This is a genomic window from Jujubicoccus corallicola (genome assembly GCF_047345645.1).
Classification (GTDB): Bacteria; Pseudomonadota; Alphaproteobacteria; order Rhodobacterales; family Rhodobacteraceae; genus JBLEFH01.
The window spans coordinates 170,490-193,897 of record NZ_JBLEFH010000002.1 but is presented as its reverse complement, the minus strand read 5'-3'; the positions used below and the strand labels follow the sequence as shown (position 1 = coordinate 193,897).

The following is a 23,408-nucleotide window of genomic DNA, read 5'->3' as shown; positions in this document are numbered from 1 at the left end:
GATGAAAGCACGCGTCCTCGCCGCCCTTATTGCCCTCGCCGCCTGCACGCCCGATGCGCCGTTGCCGGAGGATCAGGACGCCGCGCTTTCGGATTATTACATGCAGGTCGAAACGCAGATCCGCGCCAATGGCGGGATGCGCCGGGAATATTGGCCGCGGGACGCGCGGTTCAACACCAATGATCTGATTGAGAATTTCAAGCGCATCGCCTTCTACAGCGAGATGGATGAGCGGGCCGGGCGCTTCGTGCAGCGCGAGAAGCAGGTTGGGCTCCAACGCTGGCAAGACCCGGTGCGGATCGGCGTGCATCACTCCATCGGCGCGAGCGTCGGGCAGGTCAACCGGGACCGCAAGGCCGTCGCCGTGATGGCCCGCCGCCTGCGCAACATCACCGGGCATGACATCAGCCTCGTGGATGATCCCGAGGATGCGAATATGCGCGTGACTTTCTTCGACACGGAGTCCGGCCGCCTCGCCGCTGACCGGATCGAGGAAGCCGACACGCCGCTCTCCAAGGCGACGCTGAACCAGTTCCGCAATCCCGATCCGTCGATCCTCTGCATGGGCAGCTTTGCGGGCACGGTGCAATCGCCAAGCTCCATCGCCTTTGCCCTCATCATCATCAACGATGCGCAGACCCCCGCCTTGCGGGAAAGCTGCATCCATGAGGAACTGGCGCAGGCCCTCGGGCTTCTCAATGACAGTTTCCTCGCGCGGCCCTCGATCTTCAATGATGACGAGGAATTCGCGCTGATTACCGCCCATGACGCGGCGCTGCTCCGTATGCTTTACGACGAGCGGCTGCGTCCGGGTATGTCGCTCGAAGAGGCGACGCCAATGCTCCCCCAACTCGCGGCGGATGCACTGGCATTTGTGCAACAAGGAGGCCCGTAACCCATGCCTATTTTCGATTTCCTCCGCGGGGAAGCCATCGACGTCATCCACCACACGCAGGATGACCGCGACACCATCGTCTACCGTTTCGAGCGCGAAGGCCACGCCATCAAATATGGCGCAAAGCTGACCGTGCGCGAAGGTCAGGCGGCGGTCTTCATCCATGAGGGCCAGCTTGCGGATGTGTTCCGCCCCGGCCTTTACATGCTCGAAACCAACAACCTGCCGATCCTGACGACGCTGCAAAACTGGCATCACGGCTTCAACAGCCCGTTCAAATCCGAGATCTATTTCGTCAACACGACGCGGATTCAGGACCTGAAATGGGGCACCAAGAACCCAATCATCTGCCGCGACCCGGAATTCGGCCCGGTGCGTCTGCGCGCCTATGGCACCTACACGATCCGCGTCAGCGATCCCGGCAAATTCCTGCAAGAGATCGTCGGCACGGATGGCGAGTTCACCACCGACGAGATCCATTACCAGATCCGCAACATCATCGTCTCCCATTTCAGTCAGGCGATTGCGGAGAGCGGGATTCCGGTTCTCGACATGGCGGCGAACACGCAGGATCTCGCCAAGCTGGTCGCCGCGAAGATCAAGCCGCTCATTGCCGAATACGGGCTGGAGATGCCGGAATTCTACATTGAGAACATCAGCTTGCCCGACGCGGTTGAAGAAGCGCTCGACAAGCGCACTTCGGCGGGTCTCGCCGGGGATCTTGGCCGCTTCACCCAATATAGCGCGGCCGAAGCGATGACCGAAGCGGCCCGCAATCCGGGCGGCGCGGGTGCCGGCATGGGCGCGGGTCTCGGCGCCGGGATCGGTATGGCCATGGGCGCCGGTGCCGGAATACAGCGCGGCCCTTGGGGCCAAGCGCCCGCAAGCGCGCCAACGCCGCCGCCCCTTCCGAGTGAGAAGGTCTGGCATGTCGCCAAGGATGGCGAGGCGACCGGCCCCTATAACAAAGCCGAGCTTGGCCGCATGGCGAAGGATGGCGGACTGAGCCGCGAGACGCTGGTCTGGACGCCCGGCCAGGATGGCTGGACCAAAGCGGATGAGGTCGACGAGCTGGCGCAGCTTTTCACCATCCTTCCGCCGCCCCCGCCCGGCGCGTAAGCGGCGCGGACCGCGCGCATGGCGGAGTTCAACCCGGATATTATTGGGAAACAAGCGGAAGTGGAGATCAACGATCACCGCTTCCCCTGCCATCAATGCGGCTCCGACATGCGCTTTGCGCCGGAGAGCGGGCTGCTCGCCTGCGACCATTGCGGCGCGACCCGGCAGATCGGCGCGAGCGAGGGTTTCTGGAACGGTGCGGAGCTGGCCGAAATCCCCATTCAGGAAGGGCTCGACAACGAACTCGCCCCCGCCGAGATGGAGGACATCCGCACCTCGCAATGCCCCAATTGCGGCGCGACGGTGGAGTTTCAGCCCGATATCCACTCGAAAGACTGCCCCTTCTGCGCGACCCCGGTGGTCGTGGACACCGGCACCCATCGGCAGATCAAACCCAAGGGCGTGCTGCCCTTCGGCATCCCCGAGAAAGAGGCGCATGAGCGGCTGAACAACTGGCTTGGCTCACTCTGGTTTGCCCCCAATGGCCTCAAGGAATACGCCCGCAAGGGGCGGAAAATGAACGGCATTTACGTCCCCTACTGGACCTATGATGCCGCCACCCGTTCGCGCTATCGCGGCCAGCGCGGTGATGTGTATTACGAAACGCAGCGGGTCACGGTGATGGTGGATGGCAAGCCGCAGACGCGGATGCAGCAGGTGCCGAAAATCCGCTGGACCCCGGTGAGCGGGCGCGTCGCGCGGAATTTCGACGATGTGCTGGTCCTCGGCGCGACCAGCCTGCCGAAGAAATATACCGATGCGCTGCAACCATGGGATCTGCCCGCGCTGGAGCCCTACCGCCCCGAATATCTCGCGGGCTTTCGGGCGGAGGCCTACACGGTCGCCCTCAAGGACGGATTCACCGAGGCGCGCCAGATCATGGACCGCACGATCCGCCGCGATGTAAAATTCGATATCGGCGGCGACCAACAGCAGATTTCTGCCCTCGATACAGATATTTCCAACGTGACCTTCAAGCATATCCTGCTCCCGGTCTGGATGGCGGCGTATAAATATCGCGGGCAAAGCTACCGTTTCGTCATCAATGGCCGCACGGGTCAGGTCGAGGGCGAGCGCCCCTATTCGAAGTGGAAAATCGCCTTCGCGGTGATCCTCGGGCTGATCGTCGCCGCGATTGTCGGCTTCGTTCTGGCGGGGATGGAAGGCGGCTCCATCAATATCGGGGGCGGCGGAATTTACGTGAACTGATCGGCGCAGGAGGCTGGCGATGCTGTATAAAATCGGTGATGTGGAAATCTGGCGGGTGCTGGACTTGCTCGCCCCCTTCATGCCGCCCGAAGAGCTGTTCCCGACGGTGGGCCCAGATGTCACCGAGATCATCGAGCGCCACGCCCCCGGCACCTATGATGCCGCGAGCGGCAAGCTGATCTTTCCGTTTCAAGGGTTCTTGCTGAAAACGCCGTCCCATGTGATCCTCGTCGATAGCTGCGTCGGCAATCACAAGACTCACCCGAAAAAGGCGATCTGGCATCAGCGCGACTCTGGCCGTTTCATGGCCGCGCTGAAAGCGGCGGATGTCGCGCCCGAGGATGTGGATTATGTCCTTTGCACCCATCTGCACGCCGACCATATCGGCTGGAACACGCAGCTTGTGGATGGCCGCTGGGTGCCGACCTTCCCGAAGGCGCGCTACATTCTGCCGAAAGCCGATGAGGCCGCGCTCAAATCCGCCGATGACCTGCGCTACACGGAAAGCGTTTTGCCGGTCATCGCGGCGGGTCAGGCGGAATTTGTGGAGCGGGAACACCCGCTTGGCGATCACGTGACTCTGATGCCGACGCCGGGCCACACGCCCGGCCATGTCTCGGTGCTGATCACCAGCGGCGGGCGCGAGGCGGTGATTACGGGCGATGCGATCCACATGGCGGCGCAGTGTCAGCACCCGGACTGGCATTTCAAATTCGACGCCGACCCGGAGGAGGCCGTGACCTCCCGCCGCACGCTTTTGGCAAGCTCGGCGGAGGCGCAGCGCGTGGTCGTCGGCAGCCATTTCGCGCTACCGTCCATCGGGCGCGTGGCCGAGGATGGCGATGCGTTTAGCTGGGAGAACCTCTAGCGGCCCGGACATGAAAAAGCCCCCGCAATCTCCTGCGAGAGCTTTGTTTTTTCGGGTCGCGGCTTACTGCGTTGCCGCTTCCGTCTCGGCTTCGCCAGTCTCGGCATCGCCCTCAGCTTCCGCAGCCGCGTCGCCTTCGGCGCTCGCTTCCGCTTCACCTTCAGCAGCCGCCTCGGTTTCCGCAGCAGCTTCACCTTCAGCCGCATCCGACGCGCCCTCTTCAGCCGCTGCGTCACCTGCATCGGCGCTCGCCAGAACGGTGATCCGGCCATCGGTGTAGGGCTGATACGGCGTGTTGTCGGCCAGGAATTCGGCAACCACATCTTCGAGGTTCGGGCCGAAATCATAGGCGTTTTCGGCCTGGGTGAAGACCGCATAGCCGTCGCCGCCGGTCCGCAGATAGTTGTTGGCGACAACGCCGTAAGTTCCCGCCGGATCAAGCTCGACCCAGCCGTCGCCATCCTCAACCATCACCTCGGAAATGCGCGACCCGGCTTCCGCCGCGGGATCGACGGTGAACTTCATCCCCGCCACTTGCGGGAAGCGCCCAGCCTGCTCTTCCATCTGGCTCACACCGTTTTCCAGCGCCTCAAGCACCTGTTCGCCCGAAAGCTGGAAGGTCGCGATCACGTTCTGGAAGGGCAGCACGGTCAGCACTTCGCCCATGGTGACTTCGCCCGCGTCAATCGAGGCGCGCAAACCGCCGCTGTTCTGGATCGCGATCTGGATGCCTTGATCGCGCACCCGCTCCAGCGTCGCATCGGCCACGAGGTTGCCCATGCCGCATTCCTGCATCCGGCACACTTCACGGTCACCGATGATCGGTTCGGCGGCTTCGGCGACGATCTCGTTGCGGATCTCGTCGAGCGGCGCGGCCAGCTCGGAAATGCGCGAGAGGGTCTCTTCATCCTCGGCCACGCTGTTGTCCATCAGGATCGGCGCGCCGCTGGCCTCGGTGACGACGCCGTTGTCGTCAAAGGTCACGTTCAACTCGCCCAGGAATTTGCCGTAGGCATAAGCCTGCACGATCGCCGTATCGCCGACCATGGTGGGATATGGGCCCGCCGCATCGCTGTCCTCGTTCGACAGATACGTGTTCGAGTGACCACCGACGATCACGTCGATCCCGTCCACCGCTTCGGCGACGCGCATATCGACCTCATAGCCGGAATGCGACAGGACGATGATCTTGTTCACGCCCTCTTCTTCCAGCTTGGCAATCTCTGCGGCAACGCCATCCTCGGGCGCAGTGAAGATCACATTCTCACCGGGGCTGGCAAGTTCATCTGTGTCCTGCGGGGTCAGCCCGATGATCCCGAATTTCTCGCCATCGCGCTCGATCACGGTGGATTTGGCGATCTTGTCTTTGAGCAGATCCTCGCCCGAGAGGTCCGCATTCGACATCAGCACAGGGAAATCGACCGCATCGACAAAGCCCGCCAGCACTTCGGGGCCATCGTCGAATTCATGGTTGCCCACGGTCATCGCGTCATAGCCGAGCTTGTTCATCATCTCGGCGGCCATTTCGCCCTTATATTGCGTGTAGAACAGCGTGCCCTGGAACTGGTCGCCGCCATCAAAGAGGAAGGCGCTCGGGTTGCGCTCCTTGGCCTCGGCAATCGCGGTCACAAGCCGCGCCGTGCCGCCGAGACATTCGCCCGCTTCCTGCGTTTCATCATCGCAGGTCGAGTCGTATTTGTTGATCGCCTCGAAGCGCGCGTGAAAGTCGTTGGTGTGCAGAATGGTGATCTGCGTCTCGGCCGCGGCGATTCCCGCCGAAAGGGCCAAAACGGAGGCGGCTAAGCTGAAACTCTTCATAAGATACTCCCTGTCATGCGGCACTGATTCCGCAATATGCCCAAGTTTAGGCAGATAAGCGCCCGCGCTGGCAAGTTTCTTCAAGAGTTTCGGAACGTTCCTCGCGCTTGCTTGACTTTCTTTCATGCAAGCGCAACACCGGGATTATGCAGCGCATCTTTAAAGTTTTCCGCGCCGATGAATGGGCCTATTTCAAGGCGTCCGGGAGCACGTCCGGCTCGCCGGATGACATTCGTGACGGCTTCATCCACTTCTCCACGGGCGCGCAACTGCGCGGCACGGTCGAGAAGCATTTTGCAGGGGAAGAAGGATTGTGGCTCGTCGTCTGCGATGTGGCGCAGCTTGGCGAGGATCTTCGCTGGGAGGAATCGCGCGGCGGTGCGCTGTTTCCGCATCTTTACCGGCGGATTCACATGCGCGACGTGAGCAGTTCCGAGGAGCTGAAACGGCGCGGCGGGCGCTATTTCTTTGAGGAGGATGTGCGGTGAAACTCATCGAGCGGGTTGGTCTCTCTGCCATGCACCGGCTCGACCCGGAGAAGATGCACCGCGCCGCGATCCATGCGCTGAAATACGGCGTCGCGCCCATGGGCAAGCCGGTGGAGAGCCTGCGCCTGCGCACGGAGCTCGCCGGGTTGTCGCTTCCCAATCCGCTTGGGGTGGCCGCGGGGTTCGACAAAAACGCCGAGGTGCCGGATGAGGCGCTGAATGCGGGCTTCGGCTTTGTCGAGCTTGGCGCCGTGACGCCGCGCCCGCAGCCGGGCAACCCCAAGCCGCGCCTGTTCCGCCTGATGCGCGACAGCGCCGTCATCAATCGGTTTGGCTTTAACAATGACGGAATGGAAGCGGTCGCCGCCCGCCTCGCCGCACGCCAGAAACAGGGCGTAATCGGGCTCAATCTTGGGGCGAACAAGGACAGCGCCGACCGGGCCGCAGATTTCGGCAAAGTGCTGGCGCGTTGCGGGCCGTTTCTGGATTTCGCGACTGTGAATGTCTCCTCCCCCAACACCGAAAAGCTGCGCGATCTGCAAGGGGCGGACGCGCTGCGCGGGCTACTTGCGCAGACCCGCGACGTCCGCGACGGGCTGACTCGGAAGATCCCGCTTTTCGTGAAAATCGCGCCGGATCTCTCTGACGCCGATATTGCCGATGTTGCGCGGGTCGCGCAGGAGGTCGGGATTGACGGGATCATCGCGACGAACACCACCCTCTCCCGCGACGGGCTGACCGATAAGAACCGCGATCAGGCGGGCGGGCTCTCCGGGGTGCCGCTCTTCCAGCCCTCGACCCGCGTTCTGGCGCGGCTGGCGGTGGAAACCGGCGATGCGATCCCGCTGATCGGTGTGGGCGGGATCGCCTCCGCCGAGGACGCTTATGCCAAGATCAAGGCGGGCGCGAGCGCTGTGCAGCTTTACACGGCGCTTGTTTATCACGGGCTATCTCTGGTCAGCGATATTCTCTCGGGCCTCGACAAATTGCTCGCCGAAGATGGCTATGAGCGGGTCGATCAGGCGGTCGGCGTCGAGCGGGAAGCTTGGGCCTCGATGGCCGGATAACGCCGCCAGAGCGTCAGCGCGCGGGTGATGTAGAAGAACAAAAATGCCAGCCAAAGCCCGTGATTGCCGAAGGCAAGCGGCAGCAGGACGAGCGCGACCGCATAGGCACCTGTGGCCTCGATCATCGCGCGGCGCATGTCACCCGTCCGGGTCGCGCCGATGAAAATCCCGTCCAACATCCATCCCGGCAAGCCGATCAGCGGCGCGAGAATGATATAGGGGAGCAGCCCCTTGGCCGCTGCGCGCACGTCTTCCGCCGTGGTCATCACCTCCACGATCCGCCCGCCGATAAGTAGAAAGACGAGGCTCATCACCGCGCAAAGGAGCAGCCCCCATTGGCTGGTCAGGATCGCGGCGCGCTGCAATCCGCCGCGGGACCGCGCGCCGAGGGCATAGCCGACCAGCGCCTCGGCGGCGAAGGCGAAGCCGTCGAGGGCGAAGGCGGTGACGTTAATGAATTGCAGCAGGATCTGATTGGCGGCGAGGGCCACATCCCCTTCCCGCGCCCCGAGGAACAGAAAGGCGAGGATGCCGCCCGAGAGCAGAAAGGACCGGATCATGATGTCGGTATTCACCCGCGCCATGTTAATCAGGCGCTCGCGGTTAAAGACACGCGGCCAGTCCCGCCATTGATCCCCGGCAAACGCGTCGCGGCAGAGCCAGAGCCCGAAGATCACCCCGGCGATTTCGGAGATCAGCGTGCCAAGCGCGACCCCGGCGACACCCCAGCCAAAGCCGAGAACGAAGGTTACGTTCAGCACCACATTCACGCCGTTGACCAGCAGTTGGTGGATAAAGACCGACCGGCTCCGCTCCATCGCGATCAGCCAGCCGACGATGGCGTAAATCATGATCGCGGCGGGCGCGGACCAGATGCGGATCGACATGTAGCTCCGCGCGAGGTTCTCCACCTCCGGGCTGGCGGGCGAGAGCATGAAGGAGACGGCAAAGAGCGGGATTTGCAGCAGGATCAGGAGAAGCCCGCCCGCCGCGCCGATCATCAGCCCGCGCATCAGGAGCGCCCCGGTTTCCGCCGTGTCGCCCGCGCCGCGCGCCTGTGCGGCGAGGCCGGAGACCCCCATGCGCAGGAAGCCGAAGATCCAGTAGAGCGTCGAGAGGATCACCCCGCCAATCGCCACCGCCCCGATCGGCGCGGCGCGGCCAAGCTGCCCGATCACCGCCGTATCGACCGCGCCAAGGAGCGGCACGGTGGCATTCGACAGCATGATCGGGATCGCCATGGCCAGCACCCGGCGATGCGTGATGGCGGCGCTTTGGCTCATGCTAACCCTGCGGCATCAGGAAATGCGCGTTGGCATGGGCGAAGGGCCGGTCGCGATTGTCCTGCCACGCTTCGATAAAGACCGAGGCATAGCGCCGCCCGGACCGGGTGATCTGCGCCCGCGCATAGGCATCGCGCGGCAGGCCGGAGCGCAGGTAATCCACGGTGAAATCAATGGTTTTGGGGTAGACGAGCGCAGGCTCCTCCTCCCCGCCCTCCATTTTCGGCCAGAGGATCGACCAGGAGAGAACGACCTGCGCCGTGATCTCCAGAAAGGCACCGACCGCCCCGCCATGGAGCGCGGGCAGCGCCGGGTTGCCGATCAGCTTGCCGTCATAGGGCAGGATCGAGGTCAGCTCATCGCCGCGCCGGTCGAATCGCACCCCGAGCCAGGCTGCATAGGGCACCGAGTCCGTCAGGCGGGCGAGCATGGTGTCGCGGCGGGCCTTGATCTGCTGCAAGGTCTCAGTCATTGGCCTGCCCTCCCAGAACCTCGTCCAGCGTCGGCGCATCGGGCGCGGGCGTGAAGGTGAACGCCCCCGTGGCCATCGCCACCGGCGCATTGGGATCATCCGCATAAGCCACCGCGCGCACGAAGGCGACGCTGCGGGTGGTGTGGTAGCAATCGGCCCGCGCGGTCAGCCGCGCACCGGGTTTGGCCGGGCGCATATAGTCGATCCTCAGATCAATCGTCGCCGTCGCGCCGCCCATGCGGGGGTGCATCAACACCGCTGTGCCGCAACAGGTGTCGAGCAGCGCCGTCACCACGCCGCCATGCAAAACGCCGGTTTCCGGGTTGCCGATGAATTTCTCATTGTAGGGAATCGACAGATAGGCATAGGCCCAGCCGGTCTCGCCAATCTCCATGCCAAGCGCTTCGCTATGCGGGATGGCGCTAATAAAACTTTTCGCAAGTTTTTGTTTATCTTCAATCTTCATCTCAATCCGCCCTATTTGTCCCAAAGAGTAGCCACTCGGCAACTACAGGCAAGAGGCATTGCAGAAAACCTGATGAGGATTCCTGTTGACGCTAGGGCATTCGCTCGCCTAAAGTGACGTTAACGTCAAAAAAATATGGGGGAGGATGTTGAGATGCAGAACATTCGCTTGGAGACGGACGAGATGGGCGATTCTCTAATGACACTCAAAGAGATGTGTGAGGCGTTCGATGTGACACCACGCACATTGCGCTACTACGAATATATTGAACTGCTCTCACCGGAGAAGGACGGCCGCAAACGGCTGTACGGCCCGCGCGAACGCGCGCGGCTCACGCTTATCCTGCGCGGACGGCGCTTCGGGTTCAGCCTCGAAGAGATCCGGCAATGGCTGGAACTTTACGATGTCGACGAGGACAGCAAGGTCCAGATGACCAAATGGATCGACCTTTCCACCAACCAGATTGACGAGCTTGAAGAGCGCCGCAAGGAGCTTGGCGAGACCATTGAGGAACTGAAACGACTCCGCCAATGGGCGCAAAACCATGTCGACGGTTCTGACGCAACGTAGATTGACGTTCACGTCAACTTTGACTTGATTCCTGTCCGTGCCGTGCCAAAGTTGGGGCATGAAGAACGGACGAGTAGATCAGGCTGCGGCCCAAAAGGTGACCACCTCTTCGCAAGAGGAACTGGGCATCGGTGAGATGTGTGAAGCCTATGACGTAACCGCACGGGCTTTGCGTTTTTACGAAAGCAAAGGGCTGCTCGCACCGCGTCGCATCGGTGCCAAACGCCTTTATGGCCGGCGCGACCGCGCCCGCCTTCAGCTCATCTTGCAGGGGAAACGCTTCGGCTTTGCCCTCGATGAGATCGGTGAATTGTTCATGCTTTACGATGACGGTCTGACGACCGAGCAGCAGCGCCGCGCCCTCGCGCTCGGCAAGGAGCGGCTCGACGTGATGAAGGACCAATATCGCGAACTTGGCGAAGCGATCACGGATCTGGAGAGCAGAATCTCCCAGGCCGAGACCCGGCTTCGCGCAAACTAATTCGGCAAAGGGAGGATCCATATGCCCAGCTATAACGCACCGCTGAAAGATTTCAGCTTCCTTCTCCATGATTACCTGAAGGTTGAGACGCTGAAGCTCGACGGCTTCTCGGAGCTCGACCGCGATTTTACCGGCGCGATCCTCGAAGAGGCCGGCAAGATTTCCCGCGACGTTCTCGCCCCGCTCAACCGCGTGGGGGACGAGCAGGGCTGCAAGCTCGAAAACGGCGTTGTCCGCGTGCCGGAAGGCTTCAAGGATGCGTTCGACCAGCTTCGCGAAGGCGGCTGGACCGGCCTTGATTGCGATCCTGAATATGGCGGTCAGGGCATGCCCTACGTCATGGCGACCGCGATTGGCGAGATGACCTCGGCGGCGAATATGGCGCTGATGATGTACCCGGGCCTGACCCATGGCGCCTATTCCGCGATCCATACCCATGGCTCCGACGAGCAGAAACAGACCTATCTGCCGAAAATGGTTTCCGGTGAGTGGACCGGCACGATGAACCTGACCGAGCCGCATTGCGGCACCGATCTGGGTCTGCTGCGCACCAAGGCCGAGCCGCAGGACGACGGCAGCTACAAGATTTCGGGCCAGAAAATCTTCATCTCCGCCGGTGAGCATGAGATGAGCGAAAACATCATCCACCTCGTGCTGGCGAAAATCCCCGGCGGGCCGGATGGCGTGAAAGGCATTTCCCTCTTCATCGTGCCGAAATTCATGGTGAAGGACGATGGCAGCCTCGGCGAGCGCAACGGCGTGTCCTGCGGCGCGCTGGAAGAGAAAATGGGCATCCACGGCAACTCGACCTGTGTGATGAACTATGACGAAGCGACGGGCTTCCTCATCGGTGAAGAGCACAAGGGTCTGCGCGCCATGTTCACCATGATGAACGAAGCGCGGATCGGCGTCGGCATTCAGGGCCTGAGCCAGGCGGTCGCCGCCTATCAGAACGCCGTGGATTACGCCAATGACCGCCTTCAGGGCCGCGCCGTGACCGGGGCCGAAGCGCCGAACAAACCGGCGGACCCGATCATCGTGCATCCCGATGTGCGCCGCTCGCTGATGGACCAGAAAGCCTTCATCGAAGGCGCTCGCGGCTTTGCCCTCTGGTGCGCGCTGATGATCGACAAGGAGCATCAGGGCGATGAGGAAGCGGCGGCGATGGTCGCGCTCCTGACCCCGATCGTGAAAGCCTTCCTGACCGACAAGGGCTTCGAGATGACCGTTCAGGCGCAGCAGCTTTACGGCGGCCACGGCTATATCGAGGAATGGGGCATGAGCCAATTCGTGCGCGACGCCCGGATCGCCATGATCTATGAGGGTGCGAACGGCGTTCAGGCGCTCGACCTCGTAGGCCGCAAACTGCCGCAGAATGGCGGCAAGGCGATGATGGCCTTCTTCGAGATGGTGAAGAATTTCATCAAGGAGAATGACGGCAATGAAGCGCTGAAAGCCGATTTCCTCGAACCGCTGAAAGCGGCGAGCAAGGATCTGCAGGCGGCGGGCATGTTCTTCATGCAAAACGGGATGAAGAACCCCAATGCCGCCCTCGCTGGCTCCACCGATTTCCTCCATCTCTTCGGCCATGTCTGCCTCGGTTATATCTGGGCGCATATGGCGAAATCGGCGCAGGAAGCGCTCGATGGCGGCGCGTCGGACACGGCGTTCTACGAGACCAAGCTCAAGACCGGCCGCTATTACATGGCGCGCCTCTTGCCCGAAACCGGCCTGCGCCTTGCGCGCATCAACTCGGGCGCCGAGCCTGTGATGGCGCTGGAAGCCGAGCAGTTCTGATCCATGCGCTGTGGCGGTCCGCCGCCACAGCCGTCACCTTTTCAGGGGAATGGTCATGGGATATCTGACTCACCATTTTGGGCCTGCGCTTCTGGCGCTTGGCCTGACCGCGCTGCCGCTGGCGGCGCAAGACGCGGCGGATATCGCCGAGGTCGAGCGTCTCGCCGAAGCGTTTGAGCGTGCGACCGAGACGGATGACCCGACCCAAACCTTGCCGATGTTCCCGCCGCACTATGTGACTTACATGTCCGAAAGCAATGGGATCACGGAGGCGGACTATGTCGCGTGGCTCAAAGACGCCGCCGCCCAGATGGAGGGCATTGTCGATATCACAAGCTCGGACATCGACACGGACCCGATCACTTTCTCCGAGATAGAGGAAGGCACACCCTACGCCCTCCTGCCGACCCGCAACATGATCGAGATCCGCGACCCTGAGGAACCGGGTTTCGTGAGCAAGGTTCAGGAAGACAGCACAACCCTCGCCATCAAGGAAGATGGCGCATGGCATATGATCCGGCTCGGCAGTGCCGGGCAGCAGGAGGCGGTGATCGCGACCTACCCCTTCTTGCAAAATCTCGATCTGCCGGCCGCCACAACGCAGGTGGTCGAGTAAGGCCCCTGCCCGCCACCGCGCGGATATGAAAGCAACATCGTCTTTGGGAGGAGACAACGCGTGACCGACACCGGATTTTTTGTTGTGCATTTCGCCGTGATCTGGGCCGCGCTGGCCCTGATCGCCGCAGGCGTGGCGCTCATGATCTGGCGTCGCCGGGCGCGCCGTCCCGACCCCGAAGCGCTCGCCCCCCAAGGCGGGATCGACCAGACGCTCAGCCAGATCGTCGCGGGCGCGGGTGCCTTGGCCGCCTTTATCGCCCTGCTGCCCTTTGGCGGGCTCATCTTCGGCGCGCTTGTCGCCCTCGTTTTCATGGCGCTCGGCGCGGGTCTGGGTGCAATCGCACCGCGCCCCGCATCGGACCGCGCCATTCCTGTTTTCTCCGGCCTCGCCCTTCTGTTGGGGTTGATCGCCGGATTCACCGCCTCCGGTGTCGGCCTCGCGGTCGGTGCCAGCTAAACCAAAGGAGACCCCTATGACCGAAGCCTATATTTACGACGCCGTGCGCACACCGCGCGGCAAGGGCCGCAAGGATGGCGCGCTGCATGAGGTGACGAGCCTCCGCGTCTCCTCGACGATCCTCAACGCGCTCAAAGAGCGCAACGGGCTGGAAGGCTCGGAGATCGAGGATGTGATCTGGGGCAACGTGACCCAGGTGAAGGAAAATGGCGGCTGCCTCGCGCGCTCCGCTGTCCTCTTCTCGGATCTGCCGGAGCAGGTACCGGGCGTTTCGATCAACCGGTTCTGCGCCTCCGGCATGGAAGCGACCAATATGTCCGCCAACCAGATCAAGGGCGGCGACGGTCAGGCTTATATCGGCGGCGGCGTCGAGATGATGGGCCGTGTCGCCATGGGCTCGGACGGCGCGGCTGTGGCCGTTGATCCGGCGCTGGCGAATAAAATCTACTTCGCCCCGCAGGGCATCGGCGCGGACCTCATCGCGACGCTTTACGGCTTCACCCGCGAGGATTGCGACCAATATGCGGTGGAAAGCCAGCGCCGCGCCGCGCATGCTTGGGAAAACGGCTATTTCAAGAATTCCATCGTGCCGGTGAAGGATCAGAACGGTCTCGTGATCCTCGATCATGACGAATATATGCGCCCCGGCACCGGCATGGATGATCTCGCGAAGCTGAACCCGGCGTTCAAGGATATGGGCGAAACCATGCCCGGCTTCGACGCGCTCGGCATCATGAAATACCCGACGCTGGAGCGGGTGAACCATGTCCACCATGCGGGCAACAGCTCGGGCATCGTGGACGGTGCGTCGGGCATCCTCGTCGGCTCGAAAGAGTTTGGCGAGCGCCTCGGCCTCAAGCCGCGCGCAAAGATCCTGCACACCGCAAAGATCGGCTCGGACCCGACCATCAACCTCACCGGCCCCGTGCCCGTGACCGAAAAGATCCTGCGCGACAGCGGCATGAGCATCTCGGATTTCGATCTCTTCGAGGTCAACGAGGCGTTCTCGGCTGTGGTGCTGCGCTTCATGCAGGCCTTCGATGTGCCGCATGACAAGGTGAACGTAAACGGCGGGGCGATTGCCATGGGCCACCCGCTCGGCGCAACCGGCGCCATGATTATCAACACCGCTCTCGATGAGCTGGAGCGTTCGGGCAAAGGCACCGCGCTCTGCACCCTCTGCGTCGCCTCCGGCATGGGCGCGGCCACCATCATCGAACGCGTGTAAGGGAGACGAGACATGACCATTTTTTCTTACGACGTTGATGCAGGCGGCATTGCAACGATCACCTGGGACCTCCAGGGCAAGAGCATGAACGTGCTCAATCTCGAAGGCGCGGCACAGCTCGATGGCCATATCGACACCGCTCTGGCCGATGAGAATGTCAAAGGGATCGTCATCACCTCCGGCAAGGACAGCTTTGCCGCCGGGATGGATCTCAACATCATTGCCAAGATGAAAGACGATGCGGGCGACAACCCGGCCAAGGGTGTGTTCGAGGGCATCATGGGGCTTCACAAGATGCTCCGCAAAATCGAGCGCGCCGGTGCGGACCCGAAGACCAATAAGGGCGGCAAGCCGGTGTGCTGGGCGGGTCCCGGCACGGCGCTCGGGATCGGTTACGAGATCGCGCTCGCCTGTCACCACCGCATCGCGGCGGACAACCCCAAGGCGAAGATCGGCCTGCCGGAAATCCTCGTCGGGATCTTCCCCGGTGCGGGCGGCACGACGCGCCTGACGCGGATGCTCGGCCTCATGGGCGCGCAGCAATATCTGCTTCAGGGCAAGACCGTGGCACCGGCCAAGGCGAAGTCCGCGGGCCTCATCGACGCGGTCGTCCCGGCGGATGAGCTGCTGTCTGCGGCCAAGGAGTGGGTCAAAAACGCTGGCCCCGATGACATCGTGAAGCCGTGGGACAAGAAGGGGTACAAATACCCCGGCGGCGCGCCCTATTCGGCGGAAGGCTTCATGACCTTCACCGGCGCGAATGCCATGGTGATCGGCAACACTCATGACGCCTACCCGGCCCCCAAGGCGATGCTGGCGGCGATCTATGAGGGCGCGCAGGTCGATTTCGACACCGCAATCCGCATTGAGGCGCGTTGGTTCACCAATATCCTGATGAATCCGTCCTCCTCGGCCATGATCCGCTCGCTCTTCATCAATAAAGAAGCGCTGGAGAAAGGCGCGAACCGTCCCGATGTGCCCGATGAAACCGTCAAGAAAGTCGGCATCCTCGGCGCCGGGATGATGGGTGCGGGCATTGCCTATGTCTCCGCCAATGCTGGGATGGAGGTCGTGCTGATCGACCGCGATCAGGAGGCCGCGGACAAGGGCAAATCCCATGTCGAAGGTATCCTCGATGACGGCATGAAGAAGAAAAAAGTGACCGAGGAGAAAAAGGCCGAGGTTCTGGGCCGCGTCAACGCGACGCCGGATTATGCCGCGCTCGCGGGCTGCGATCTGGTGATCGAGGCGGTATTCGAGGATGTCGGCGTCAAGGCCGAGGTCACAAAACAGGCCGAGGCGCATCTGCCCGCAGACGCGATCTTCGCGACCAACACCTCGACCCTGCCGATCAGCGAGCTGGCCAAGGCGAGCCGCAATCCTGAGCAGTTTATCGGCATCCACTTCTTCTCGCCGGTCCACAAGATGATGCTGGTCGAGATCATCAAGGGCAAGGAAACCGGAAGCCGCGCCGTGGCGAAGTCCCTCGATTTCGTCCGCCAGATCCGCAAAACGCCGATCGTGGTCAACGACGCGCGCTTCTTCTATGCCAACCGCTGCATCATCCCTTATATCAACGAGGGTGTGCGGATGCTGGCCGAAGGGGTGAACCCGGCGCTGATCGAGAACGCGGCGAAGATGATGGGGATGCCCCTCGGTCCGCTCCAGTTGACCGACGAGACCTCCATCGACCTCGGCGTAAAGATCGCCAAGGCGACCAAGGCGGCCATGGGGGATGACTATCCCGAGAGCCCGTCCGACGATGTGATCTTCTGGATGTTCGATCAGGAGCGTCTTGGCCGCAAGAACGGCAAGGGCTTCTATGTCTATGACGAGAAAGGCAAACGTCAGGGTCTCTGGGACGGTCTCACCGAGAAGTTCCCGAGCCGCGCTGACCAGCCGAGCCTCGAAGAGGTGCAGAACCGCCTGACGCTGGCGCAGGTGCTCGAAGCGGTCCGTGCCTTCGAAGAGGGCGTTCTGGAAGACATCCGGGAAGGCGATGTCGGCGCGATCCTTGGCTGGGGCTTCCGCCCGGCTTCGGGTGGCCCGTTCAGCTGGCTGGACATTATCGGCGCTGAAAAAGCCGTCGAAATCTGCGATCAGCTCACCGCCTCGGAAGGCCCGCGCTTCGAAGCGCCGCAGCTTCTGCGCGACCTCGCCAAGGCCGGCGAGACCTTCTATGGCCGCTATGGGGACGGCTCCAAAGCCGCAGCATAAACGCAGCAAAACCAAGGTGCTAAAAATGCAACACCCCGCCCTTCTCGGGCGGGGTGACGTTTTTGTGTGACGTATTCAATACAATTATGTGTATTTTTGAGTTATGTTACGACCATTAGGGGTTGTGGGAAAGAGTAACTATGAAGAAGCAAAATACACACTGCGATGCACCGGGCGATGACCGTCCGCCAGTCGCGCAAAGCAATGGGGCAGTCTCCTGCCATCGCGGCGAGACAACCAACCGGGTCCGGATTTCCGCCCGGAAGATGCAGCAAAATATCCGGCGCATGATCGACACGCCCGATAATCCTTGGGCAGACAAGCGCAAGCCGCATCATGCGTGAGATGTGATAAGCCGCCCCGATCCGAGGCGGCTTTTCTTTTGGCGCGTTAAACGCTGACGCCGAAGAGGCGTCCGACAAAGGCCGTGAGCGCCATGGCCAGCACCCCCCAGATCATCACCCGGCCAATCGCCCTGAGCATCGGCGCGCCGCCAATCCGCGCGCCCGTCGCGCCGAGAAGGCCAAGCGCAAGCAGCGTCACGATCAGCACCGCCGGGATCACCCCGCCCTCCGGGGCCTGCCACGCCGCGATGAGCGGGATCGCGCCGGCGAGCGAAAAGGTCAGCCCTGAGGTCAGCGCCGCTTGCAGCGGATTGGCCGAGAGCGCATCGGTCAGCCCGATCTCGTCGCGCATATGCGCATCGAGCGCGTCATGCTCATGCAGCTCCTTCGCGACCTGATAAGAGGTTTCCTCACTCACGCCGCGAAGCTGATAAATCTCAGCGAGTTCCGTAAGTTCCGTCTCCGGAGCGTGCGCCAGCGCCTGTTTCTCGCGGGCAATATCGGCGCGCTCGATATCCGCTTGGGAGGAAACCGACACAAACTCCCCCGCCGCCATCGACATCGCCCCCGCCGTCAGCGCCGCCGTGCCCGCGAGCAGGATCGTCTCATGGCTTGGCCCCGCCGTCGCCACCCCGATGAGCAACGAGGACACCGACACGATCCCGTCATTCGCTCCCAGCACCGCCGCACGAAGCCAGCCGCTGCGGTTGATACGATGCGGATCGTCAGGATGGGCACAGGGTTTGGTCACGACTCACTCCAAATTTCGCCCCTTCTCCATACAGATTGGCGGGCGGCTGCAAAAGCTGCCCGTCCACCCGTGACAGCGCGCGGCCTTGCGGTTATCCTGCATCGCAAAAAACAAGAGCAGTATGCAGAGCGAGACGGCCCTCGACCAATATCAGCGCCTCGAATCCGTGGGCGACTGGCGGCCCGCACCGGATGCGGAGCCGCGTGAAGTGCTGCTCACGTTCGGGCGCGCGACGCTGATCCTTTTGGAGCCGCAGAATGAGTGGCCAATCACCCATTGGTCGCTTTCGGCGATCCGTCGCGAGGGCCAGGGCTTCCCGGCGCGCTTCACCCCCGATGAAGAAGGCTATGAGACCGTCGAGATCGGCGATTCGGATATGGTCGCCGCGATCGAGGCCGTTGCCGACGCCGTGCAGGACCCGCCAAGCCGCCGCCCGAACCCGCGGATCGCCCAAGGCATTTTCGGCGGGATTGTCTGCGCCGTGGTGCTGGGGGCGATCTTCCTGCCCGAGCGGATCCATCAGGCGACGCTCAACGCCATCCCCGAATCCCGCGCAGAGCGGTTCGGCACCGATGTGCTGAGCGAGATCAGCGCCGGTCGTGGGGTGTGCAAATCGACCGACGGGATCGCGGCGCTGCGCAAACTCATGGCGCGGCTTCCCGGCGCGCTTGGCAAGAAAATCGCCGTGCTGCCCTTGGGCGATGCGCCGAGTGCGACCCTTCCGGGTGATATCATCCTGCTGAACTCCGCGCTCTTGGAGACGCTGGAGACCCCCGAAGCCTTTGCCGGCTTCGCCCTCGATGCGATGATCCGCGCCGAGGAGCGCCCCGCCTTCGATGCGATGCTCCGCGAGGCCGGGCCGATGACCACCGCCCGCGTCCTCTTTACCGGCGATCTGCCGAAAAACGCGGCCAAGAACGCGGCTTTCCAGATCAAGAACGCTGCGCCGCCGCTGGAGCCGGTTGATGACGAAAAGCTGCTCGACGCGCTGGCGCTCGCCAAACTCCCCTCCCTGCCCTTCGCCGAAGCGCTCTTGAAAGAAGGCGCCGCCGCCACCCGCGTCGAAGCCATCCGCGACGGCGACACGGTCGGCGAGGCCGAGTTCGACCCCGCGATCAACGACTCCGAATGGGTCGCATTGCAGGGAATCTGCAACACAGAGTAATTTTATTTTAACACTCTTTGAAACAATCTTGCGCGGCCTTGCATTGAAAGGGTCCGCGAGTCAGATTGCGGGCAATTCACAGGGAGGTTGAATATGTCTGAAACTGCGAACAGAAGTCCATTGATGCGCGTCGTTCACGGCGTCGATGCGGGGGTGCAGCGCTGGCTGCCGGACCCGTTTGTGATCGTGCTCTTGCTCACCGTGGTGGTGTTTGTCTGCGGCATGATCTTCGAAGGCCAGGGCCCGGCGCAAATGGCCACCCATTGGGGCGACGGGTTCTGGTCGCTCCTCAGCTTCGCCATGCAAATGATGCTGGTGCTCGTCACCGGTCACGTCATGGCCAGCACGCCGCTCCTGTCAAAGCTGATGAACAGCCTTGCGCGGCTCGCGAGCACCCCGGCACAGGCCATTGTGCTCGTCACCGTGGTCGCACTGGCGGCGGCATGGATCAACTGGGGCTTCGGCCTCGTCGTCGGCGCCCTCTTCGCCCGCGCCGTTGGCCGCCATGTGCCGGACACCGATTACCGCGTCCTGATCGCGGCGGCCTATTCGGGCTTCGTGATCTGGCATGGCGGCTTCTCCGGCTCGATCCCGCTGACCATCGCCACGCCGGAACATTTTCTTGCCGAAATGATCGGCGTGATCCCCACCTCGCAAACCATTTTCGCCCTTTATAACCTCATCATCGTAGCCGTGCTGGTCGTGACCATCCCAATGGTCAACCGCATGATGCTCAACCATGGCGGGCAAGTGGTGCGCTCGGGGGATGTAGACCTCGGCGGCGATGACGTCGAGGATGATTTCACCCCCACCACCCCGGCGGAACGCCTTGAAAACAGCCGCATCGTCTCGCTCCTCGCGGCGGCGATTGGCCTGCTCTTCATCGTGCTTTACTTCGCCCGGAACGGCTTCGCGCTGAACCTCAACATCGTGAACATGATCTTCCTCTTCGTGGGCCTCGCGCTCCACAAGAGCCCGCGCGCCTTCACCAAAGCGGTGCAGGATGCCATCGGCGGCGCGGCGGCGATCCTCGTCCAGTTTCCCTTCTATGCGGGCATCATGGGCATGATGGCAGGCTCCGGCATGGCGGCGGATATCACGAGCTGGTTCACCTCCATCTCGACCGCCTCGACCCTGCCGGTCATTGCGTTTCTCTCCGGCGGCTTCGTCAACGTGCTGGTGCCCTCGGGCGGCGGTCAGTGGGCGGTGCAAGGCCCGATCATGATGGAAACGGCGCAGGCCCTCGGCGCGGACCCCGCTCGTGTCGCCATGGGCGTAGCATGGGGCGATGCCTGGACCAACATGATCCAGCCCTTCTGGGCGCTCCCGGCGCTGGCCATCGCGGGCCTTTCCGCGCGCGACATCATGGGCTTCTGCCTCATTCTGGTGGTGCTCGTCGGCGTCGTCGTCTCTGCGGGCCTGATGCTCATCCCGGCGCTGCCGTAAATATTTGGCGCGTGCGGCGAGACCTCGCCGCGCGCCTCTTACCCCGCGACCAGCGCGCCGTTTTCCAGCTTCACAACCCGGTCCATCCGTGCCGCAAGCTCATGATTATGGGTCGCGATCAGCGCCGCCAGCCCGGTCTCCCGCGCCAGATTTGTCAGCAGATCAAAGAGCCGGTCCGAGGTTTCCGGGTCGAGATTGCCCGTTGGCTCATCGGCCAGCAAAACGCTCGGGCTGTTCGCCATGGCGCGGCAGAAGGCCACCCGCTGCTGCTCGCCGCCTGACAGCTCCGCCGGGCGATGATCCATCCGGCCTTCCAGCCCCACGCGGGCCAGCAAATCCCGCCCCCGCTCTTCGGCTTGACCAAGCGCCACACCCGCCGCGCGCTGCGGCAAGGTGATGTTCTCCAGCGCCGAAAACTCCGGCAGAAGATGGTGGAACTGATAGATAAATCCGATCTCGTCGCGGCGCAGCGCCGTGCGGCCACGCTCGCCAAGCCCGTCCGTGTCCTGCCCCGCGACCACGACCTGCCCCGCATCCGCCGTATCAAGCAGCCCGGCAATATGCAGCAGCGTCGATTTGCCCGCCCCGGAGGGCGCGACCAGCGCGGTGATCTCGCCTGCGTTCAGCGAAAGCGACGCGCCTTGCAGCACGTTCAGCGTCTCCGCCTCGGTCCGGTAACTCTTTGTGATGCCTTCGAGTTTCAGGGACTCACTCATAACGCAGCGCCTCCACCGGGTTCATTCGCGCCGCGCGGCGCGCCGGGAAATAGGTGACGGTAAAGGATAAAAACAGCGACAGCGCGACGGCGGACAGCACATCCATCCATTCCAGCTTCGCCGGAAGGGCCGAGAGATAGCGCACGGACGGGTCCCACGCGCCGCCCCCCAGCAGCCAGTTCACCGCGCTGAAAATCGGGTCGATATAGATCGCGAAGAGACAGCCGAGAATCGTCCCGATCACCGTCCCCACCAACCCGATCATGGCCCCGCAGATGAAGAACACCCGCAGGATCGAGCCCTCGGAGAGCCCCATCGTCCGCAAGATTCCCACATCGCGGCCCTTGTTTTTCACCAGCATAATCAAGCCCGACACGATGTTGAGCGCCGCAATCAACACGAGGATCGCCATGATGATGAACATCACATTGTCCTCCATCTTGAGCGCATCAAGGAAGCTGCCCGACGCATCGCGCCAACTCCACAGGCTCAGTTGCTGCCCGCCCACACGGTAGAAATCCGGGCGCAGCGCATCGACGGCTTCGGGGTCCTCGACCATCACCTCGATCTCGCCCGCGCGGCCTTCGCTGTTGAAATAGCTCTGCGCCTCTTCCAGCGGCATGTAAATCCGTGTGCGGTCAATGTCATAGCGCCCGACCTGAAAGATATAGACGATCTTGTAAGCATTGATCCGGGGCGAGGTGCCAAAGGGCGTCTGCACCCCATTGGGCGAGATCAGGTCGATCACATCGCCCACGCCGACACCCAGTTCCCGCGCGACGCCCGAGCCAATCGCGATCCCGTCCTCAAGATCGGCCAGATCGCCCTGCGCGCTCTCGGGGTTGGCGATGAGCGGCAGCGTCTGAAGATCCTCCAGCCGCTCGCCGTAAACCTCCACGCCGCTGTTATACTGCCCGGTCGAGGCCATCACCTGCCCGCGCACCACCGGCGCGGCGCGGGTCACACCATCGATTCCGGCAATATTCTCAGCCATTTCGTCGTAATTGCTGATCCCGCGCACAAGCTGCCCGGTGTCTTCGTCCAACAGGCTCTGGCTGATCGACATATGGGCGTTGGCCCCCAAAATCGTGCCCACAAATTCCGAGCGGAAACCCGAGCGCACCGCCATGGTCGCGATGAGCGCAAACACCGCCAGCGCGATCCCGACCAGCGAGATCACCGACATCACCGAAATCCCGCCATCCTTGCGCCGCGCGCGCAGATAGCGCCAGGCGATGGTCCATTCAAAGGGTGCAAATGGGGTCATGATGCTCCTCTCGCTCATGCCGGGGAGATGCGGGATTGTGCGGCGCAAAGCAAGCCCTCTCGCGCAACTGTGTGGCGGTTCCCCTGTGGATGTGAGCGGGTTAAGCTGGGGTTAAATCTCAAGGAGACCGCCATGCCCCCGACGATCCGCGCCGCCCTCTCTCTGCCGCTTCTGCTTGCCTGCGCGCCGGTGGAGGACGCCGCGCCGCAAGGCCCGCTCCTCACCATCGCGCGGCTCGACGGCGGGCAATCCGTTCCCATCGCCACCACGGACCCGAACCGCGGCGCCGTGGAAGGCCCCTGCGGCGACACCAAGGTCGAAGGCGTCCATTTCCTGCCCGGCGGCGACAGCGCGGCGACGCTGCTTTTCACCCTCCGCGCGGACACCGGAATGAGCGCCGCGAATATCTCCATCCCCGGCAGCTTCATCGTCGCGCCCGATCCACGAATGGCGCGCGCCGAGCAAACGGACGAGACCGGCGCCATCGTGCCGGTCTACACCTTCACCGAAACATGGGAAGCGCCGGAGACCGAACCGCAAGTCGTCAGCCTCACCATCACCTTCCGCGACGATCAGCCGGTGGATGTGACCCTCACCGGCACTGATAGCGCGGGCGCAACGGCGGCACTCTCCGCGCGCATCCAAGGCGGGCGGCATTGCGGCTGA

The 23,408-nt window shown here is 62.9% G+C and carries 24 protein-coding genes; 17 read left to right on the top strand and 7 right to left on the bottom strand.

What is annotated here, in order from left to right:
• The first annotated feature begins 1 nt into the window (after position 1).
• Genes ACMA5I_RS03740 through ACMA5I_RS03725 form a run of 4 tightly spaced genes read left to right on the top strand, consistent with a single transcriptional unit; the run spans position 2 to position 4,091 of the window.
• A complete protein-coding gene (locus ACMA5I_RS03740; protein ID WP_525884894.1) occupies positions 2-895 on the top strand; it encodes a DUF2927 domain-containing protein in 894 nt (297 codons plus the stop codon).
• Between the two features lie 3 nt (positions 896-898).
• Positions 899-2,014, top strand: coding sequence for an SPFH domain-containing protein (locus ACMA5I_RS03735; RefSeq protein ID WP_525884893.1), 1,116 nt, complete (start codon positions 899-901; stop codon positions 2,012-2,014).
• Positions 2,015-2,032: 18 nt separating this feature from the next.
• Positions 2,033-3,223 (top strand): TFIIB-type zinc ribbon-containing protein, encoded by a 1,191-nt coding sequence (locus ACMA5I_RS03730; protein WP_525884892.1) that lies wholly within the window; start codon positions 2,033-2,035, stop codon positions 3,221-3,223.
• Between the two features lie 19 nt (positions 3,224-3,242).
• On the top strand, positions 3,243-4,091 hold the full coding sequence (locus ACMA5I_RS03725; protein WP_525884891.1) for an MBL fold metallo-hydrolase: 849 nt from the start codon (positions 3,243-3,245) through the stop codon (positions 4,089-4,091).
• Between the two features lie 63 nt (positions 4,092-4,154).
• Here the strand turns inward: ACMA5I_RS03725 and ACMA5I_RS03720 are convergent, their stop codons facing one another.
• Complete coding sequence (locus tag ACMA5I_RS03720; RefSeq protein WP_525884890.1) at positions 4,155-5,909, bottom strand: bifunctional metallophosphatase/5'-nucleotidase; 1,755 nt, start codon at positions 5,907-5,909, stop codon at positions 4,155-4,157.
• Positions 5,910-6,055: 146 nt separating this feature from the next.
• Here ACMA5I_RS03720 and ACMA5I_RS03715 point away from each other — a divergent pair, with 146 nt between their 5' ends.
• Both ACMA5I_RS03715 and ACMA5I_RS03710 read left to right on the top strand, forming a co-directional pair.
• Positions 6,056-6,397: a DUF952 domain-containing protein gene (locus ACMA5I_RS03715; RefSeq protein WP_525884889.1), complete on the top strand. Its 342-nt coding sequence runs from the start codon at positions 6,056-6,058 to the stop codon at positions 6,395-6,397.
• Entirely contained in the window at positions 6,394-7,464 is a 1,071-nt protein-coding gene (locus ACMA5I_RS03710) for a quinone-dependent dihydroorotate dehydrogenase (RefSeq protein WP_525884888.1), read from the top strand. The genes ACMA5I_RS03715 and ACMA5I_RS03710 overlap by 4 nt, the downstream gene beginning before the upstream one ends.
• On the opposite strand, the gene ACMA5I_RS03705 is transcribed toward ACMA5I_RS03710, so the two are convergent.
• Genes ACMA5I_RS03705 through ACMA5I_RS03695 form a run of 3 tightly spaced genes read right to left on the bottom strand, consistent with a single transcriptional unit; the run spans position 7,416 to position 9,685 of the window.
• The gene (locus ACMA5I_RS03705; RefSeq protein ID WP_525884887.1) at positions 7,416-8,747 is read right to left on the bottom strand and encodes an MATE family efflux transporter; all 1,332 of its coding nucleotides are present in this window, start codon (positions 8,745-8,747) and stop codon (positions 7,416-7,418) included. The two genes, ACMA5I_RS03710 and ACMA5I_RS03705, sit on opposite strands and share 49 nt — an antisense overlap.
• A 1-nt stretch (position 8,748) precedes the next feature.
• Positions 8,749-9,219 carry a PaaI family thioesterase gene (locus ACMA5I_RS03700; RefSeq protein ID WP_525884886.1) on the bottom strand — a complete coding sequence of 157 codons (471 nt, stop codon included), beginning with the start codon at positions 9,217-9,219 and terminating at the stop codon, positions 8,749-8,751.
• The gene (locus tag ACMA5I_RS03695) at positions 9,212-9,685 is read right to left on the bottom strand and encodes a PaaI family thioesterase (protein WP_525884885.1); all 474 of its coding nucleotides are present in this window, start codon (positions 9,683-9,685) and stop codon (positions 9,212-9,214) included. The genes ACMA5I_RS03700 and ACMA5I_RS03695 overlap by 8 nt, the downstream gene beginning before the upstream one ends.
• 183 nt (positions 9,686-9,868) lie before the next feature.
• On the opposite strand from ACMA5I_RS03695, the gene ACMA5I_RS03690 reads away from it, so the two are divergent.
• The 8 genes from ACMA5I_RS03690 to ACMA5I_RS03655 all read left to right on the top strand — a co-directional run bounded on the left by ACMA5I_RS03690 (position 9,869) and on the right by ACMA5I_RS03655 (position 17,397).
• On the top strand, positions 9,869-10,255 hold the full coding sequence (locus tag ACMA5I_RS03690; RefSeq protein ID WP_525885170.1) for a MerR family transcriptional regulator: 387 nt from the start codon (positions 9,869-9,871) through the stop codon (positions 10,253-10,255).
• Between the two features lie 58 nt (positions 10,256-10,313).
• Positions 10,314-10,736, top strand: a complete 423-nt coding sequence (locus ACMA5I_RS03685) for a MerR family transcriptional regulator (protein WP_525884884.1) — start codon at positions 10,314-10,316, stop codon at positions 10,734-10,736.
• A gap of 21 nt (positions 10,737-10,757) precedes the next feature.
• Positions 10,758-12,533 carry an acyl-CoA dehydrogenase C-terminal domain-containing protein gene (locus tag ACMA5I_RS03680; RefSeq protein WP_525884883.1) on the top strand — a complete coding sequence of 592 codons (1,776 nt, stop codon included), beginning with the start codon at positions 10,758-10,760 and terminating at the stop codon, positions 12,531-12,533.
• A gap of 55 nt (positions 12,534-12,588) precedes the next feature.
• Positions 12,589-13,149, top strand: coding sequence for a hypothetical protein (locus tag ACMA5I_RS03675; RefSeq protein ID WP_525884882.1), 561 nt, complete (start codon positions 12,589-12,591; stop codon positions 13,147-13,149).
• Positions 13,150-13,209: 60 nt separating this feature from the next.
• Positions 13,210-13,608: a hypothetical protein gene (locus ACMA5I_RS03670; RefSeq protein ID WP_525884881.1), complete on the top strand. Its 399-nt coding sequence runs from the start codon at positions 13,210-13,212 to the stop codon at positions 13,606-13,608.
• A gap of 16 nt (positions 13,609-13,624) precedes the next feature.
• The gene (locus ACMA5I_RS03665) at positions 13,625-14,836 is read left to right on the top strand and encodes an acetyl-CoA C-acetyltransferase (protein ID WP_525884880.1); all 1,212 of its coding nucleotides are present in this window, start codon (positions 13,625-13,627) and stop codon (positions 14,834-14,836) included.
• A 12-nt stretch (positions 14,837-14,848) separates the two neighbouring features.
• Complete coding sequence (locus tag ACMA5I_RS03660) at positions 14,849-17,053, top strand: 3-hydroxyacyl-CoA dehydrogenase NAD-binding domain-containing protein (protein ID WP_525884879.1); 2,205 nt, start codon at positions 14,849-14,851, stop codon at positions 17,051-17,053.
• A gap of 140 nt (positions 17,054-17,193) precedes the next feature.
• Positions 17,194-17,397, top strand: a complete 204-nt coding sequence (locus ACMA5I_RS03655; RefSeq protein WP_525884878.1) for a hypothetical protein — start codon at positions 17,194-17,196, stop codon at positions 17,395-17,397.
• Positions 17,398-17,443: 46 nt separating this feature from the next.
• Here the strand turns inward: ACMA5I_RS03655 and ACMA5I_RS03650 are convergent, their stop codons facing one another.
• On the bottom strand, positions 17,444-18,148 hold the full coding sequence (locus tag ACMA5I_RS03650; protein ID WP_525884877.1) for a VIT1/CCC1 transporter family protein: 705 nt from the start codon (positions 18,146-18,148) through the stop codon (positions 17,444-17,446).
• A gap of 121 nt (positions 18,149-18,269) precedes the next feature.
• Between ACMA5I_RS03650 and ACMA5I_RS03645 the strand changes: the two genes are divergently transcribed.
• Both ACMA5I_RS03645 and ACMA5I_RS03640 read left to right on the top strand, forming a co-directional pair.
• On the top strand, positions 18,270-19,313 hold the full coding sequence (locus ACMA5I_RS03645; protein WP_525884876.1) for a hypothetical protein: 1,044 nt from the start codon (positions 18,270-18,272) through the stop codon (positions 19,311-19,313).
• Positions 19,314-19,406: 93 nt separating this feature from the next.
• Positions 19,407-20,759, top strand: coding sequence for a short-chain fatty acid transporter (locus tag ACMA5I_RS03640; RefSeq protein WP_525884875.1), 1,353 nt, complete (start codon positions 19,407-19,409; stop codon positions 20,757-20,759).
• A gap of 38 nt (positions 20,760-20,797) precedes the next feature.
• Here the strand turns inward: ACMA5I_RS03640 and ACMA5I_RS03635 are convergent, their stop codons facing one another.
• Entirely contained in the window at positions 20,798-21,475 is a 678-nt protein-coding gene (locus tag ACMA5I_RS03635) for an ABC transporter ATP-binding protein (protein ID WP_525884874.1), read from the bottom strand.
• Entirely contained in the window at positions 21,468-22,760 is a 1,293-nt protein-coding gene (locus ACMA5I_RS03630; protein ID WP_525884873.1) for a lipoprotein-releasing ABC transporter permease subunit, read from the bottom strand. The genes ACMA5I_RS03635 and ACMA5I_RS03630 overlap by 8 nt, the downstream gene beginning before the upstream one ends.
• A 114-nt stretch (positions 22,761-22,874) precedes the next feature.
• Here ACMA5I_RS03630 and ACMA5I_RS03625 point away from each other — a divergent pair, with 114 nt between their 5' ends.
• Positions 22,875-23,408, top strand: coding sequence for a hypothetical protein (locus ACMA5I_RS03625; RefSeq protein ID WP_525884872.1), 534 nt, complete (start codon positions 22,875-22,877; stop codon positions 23,406-23,408).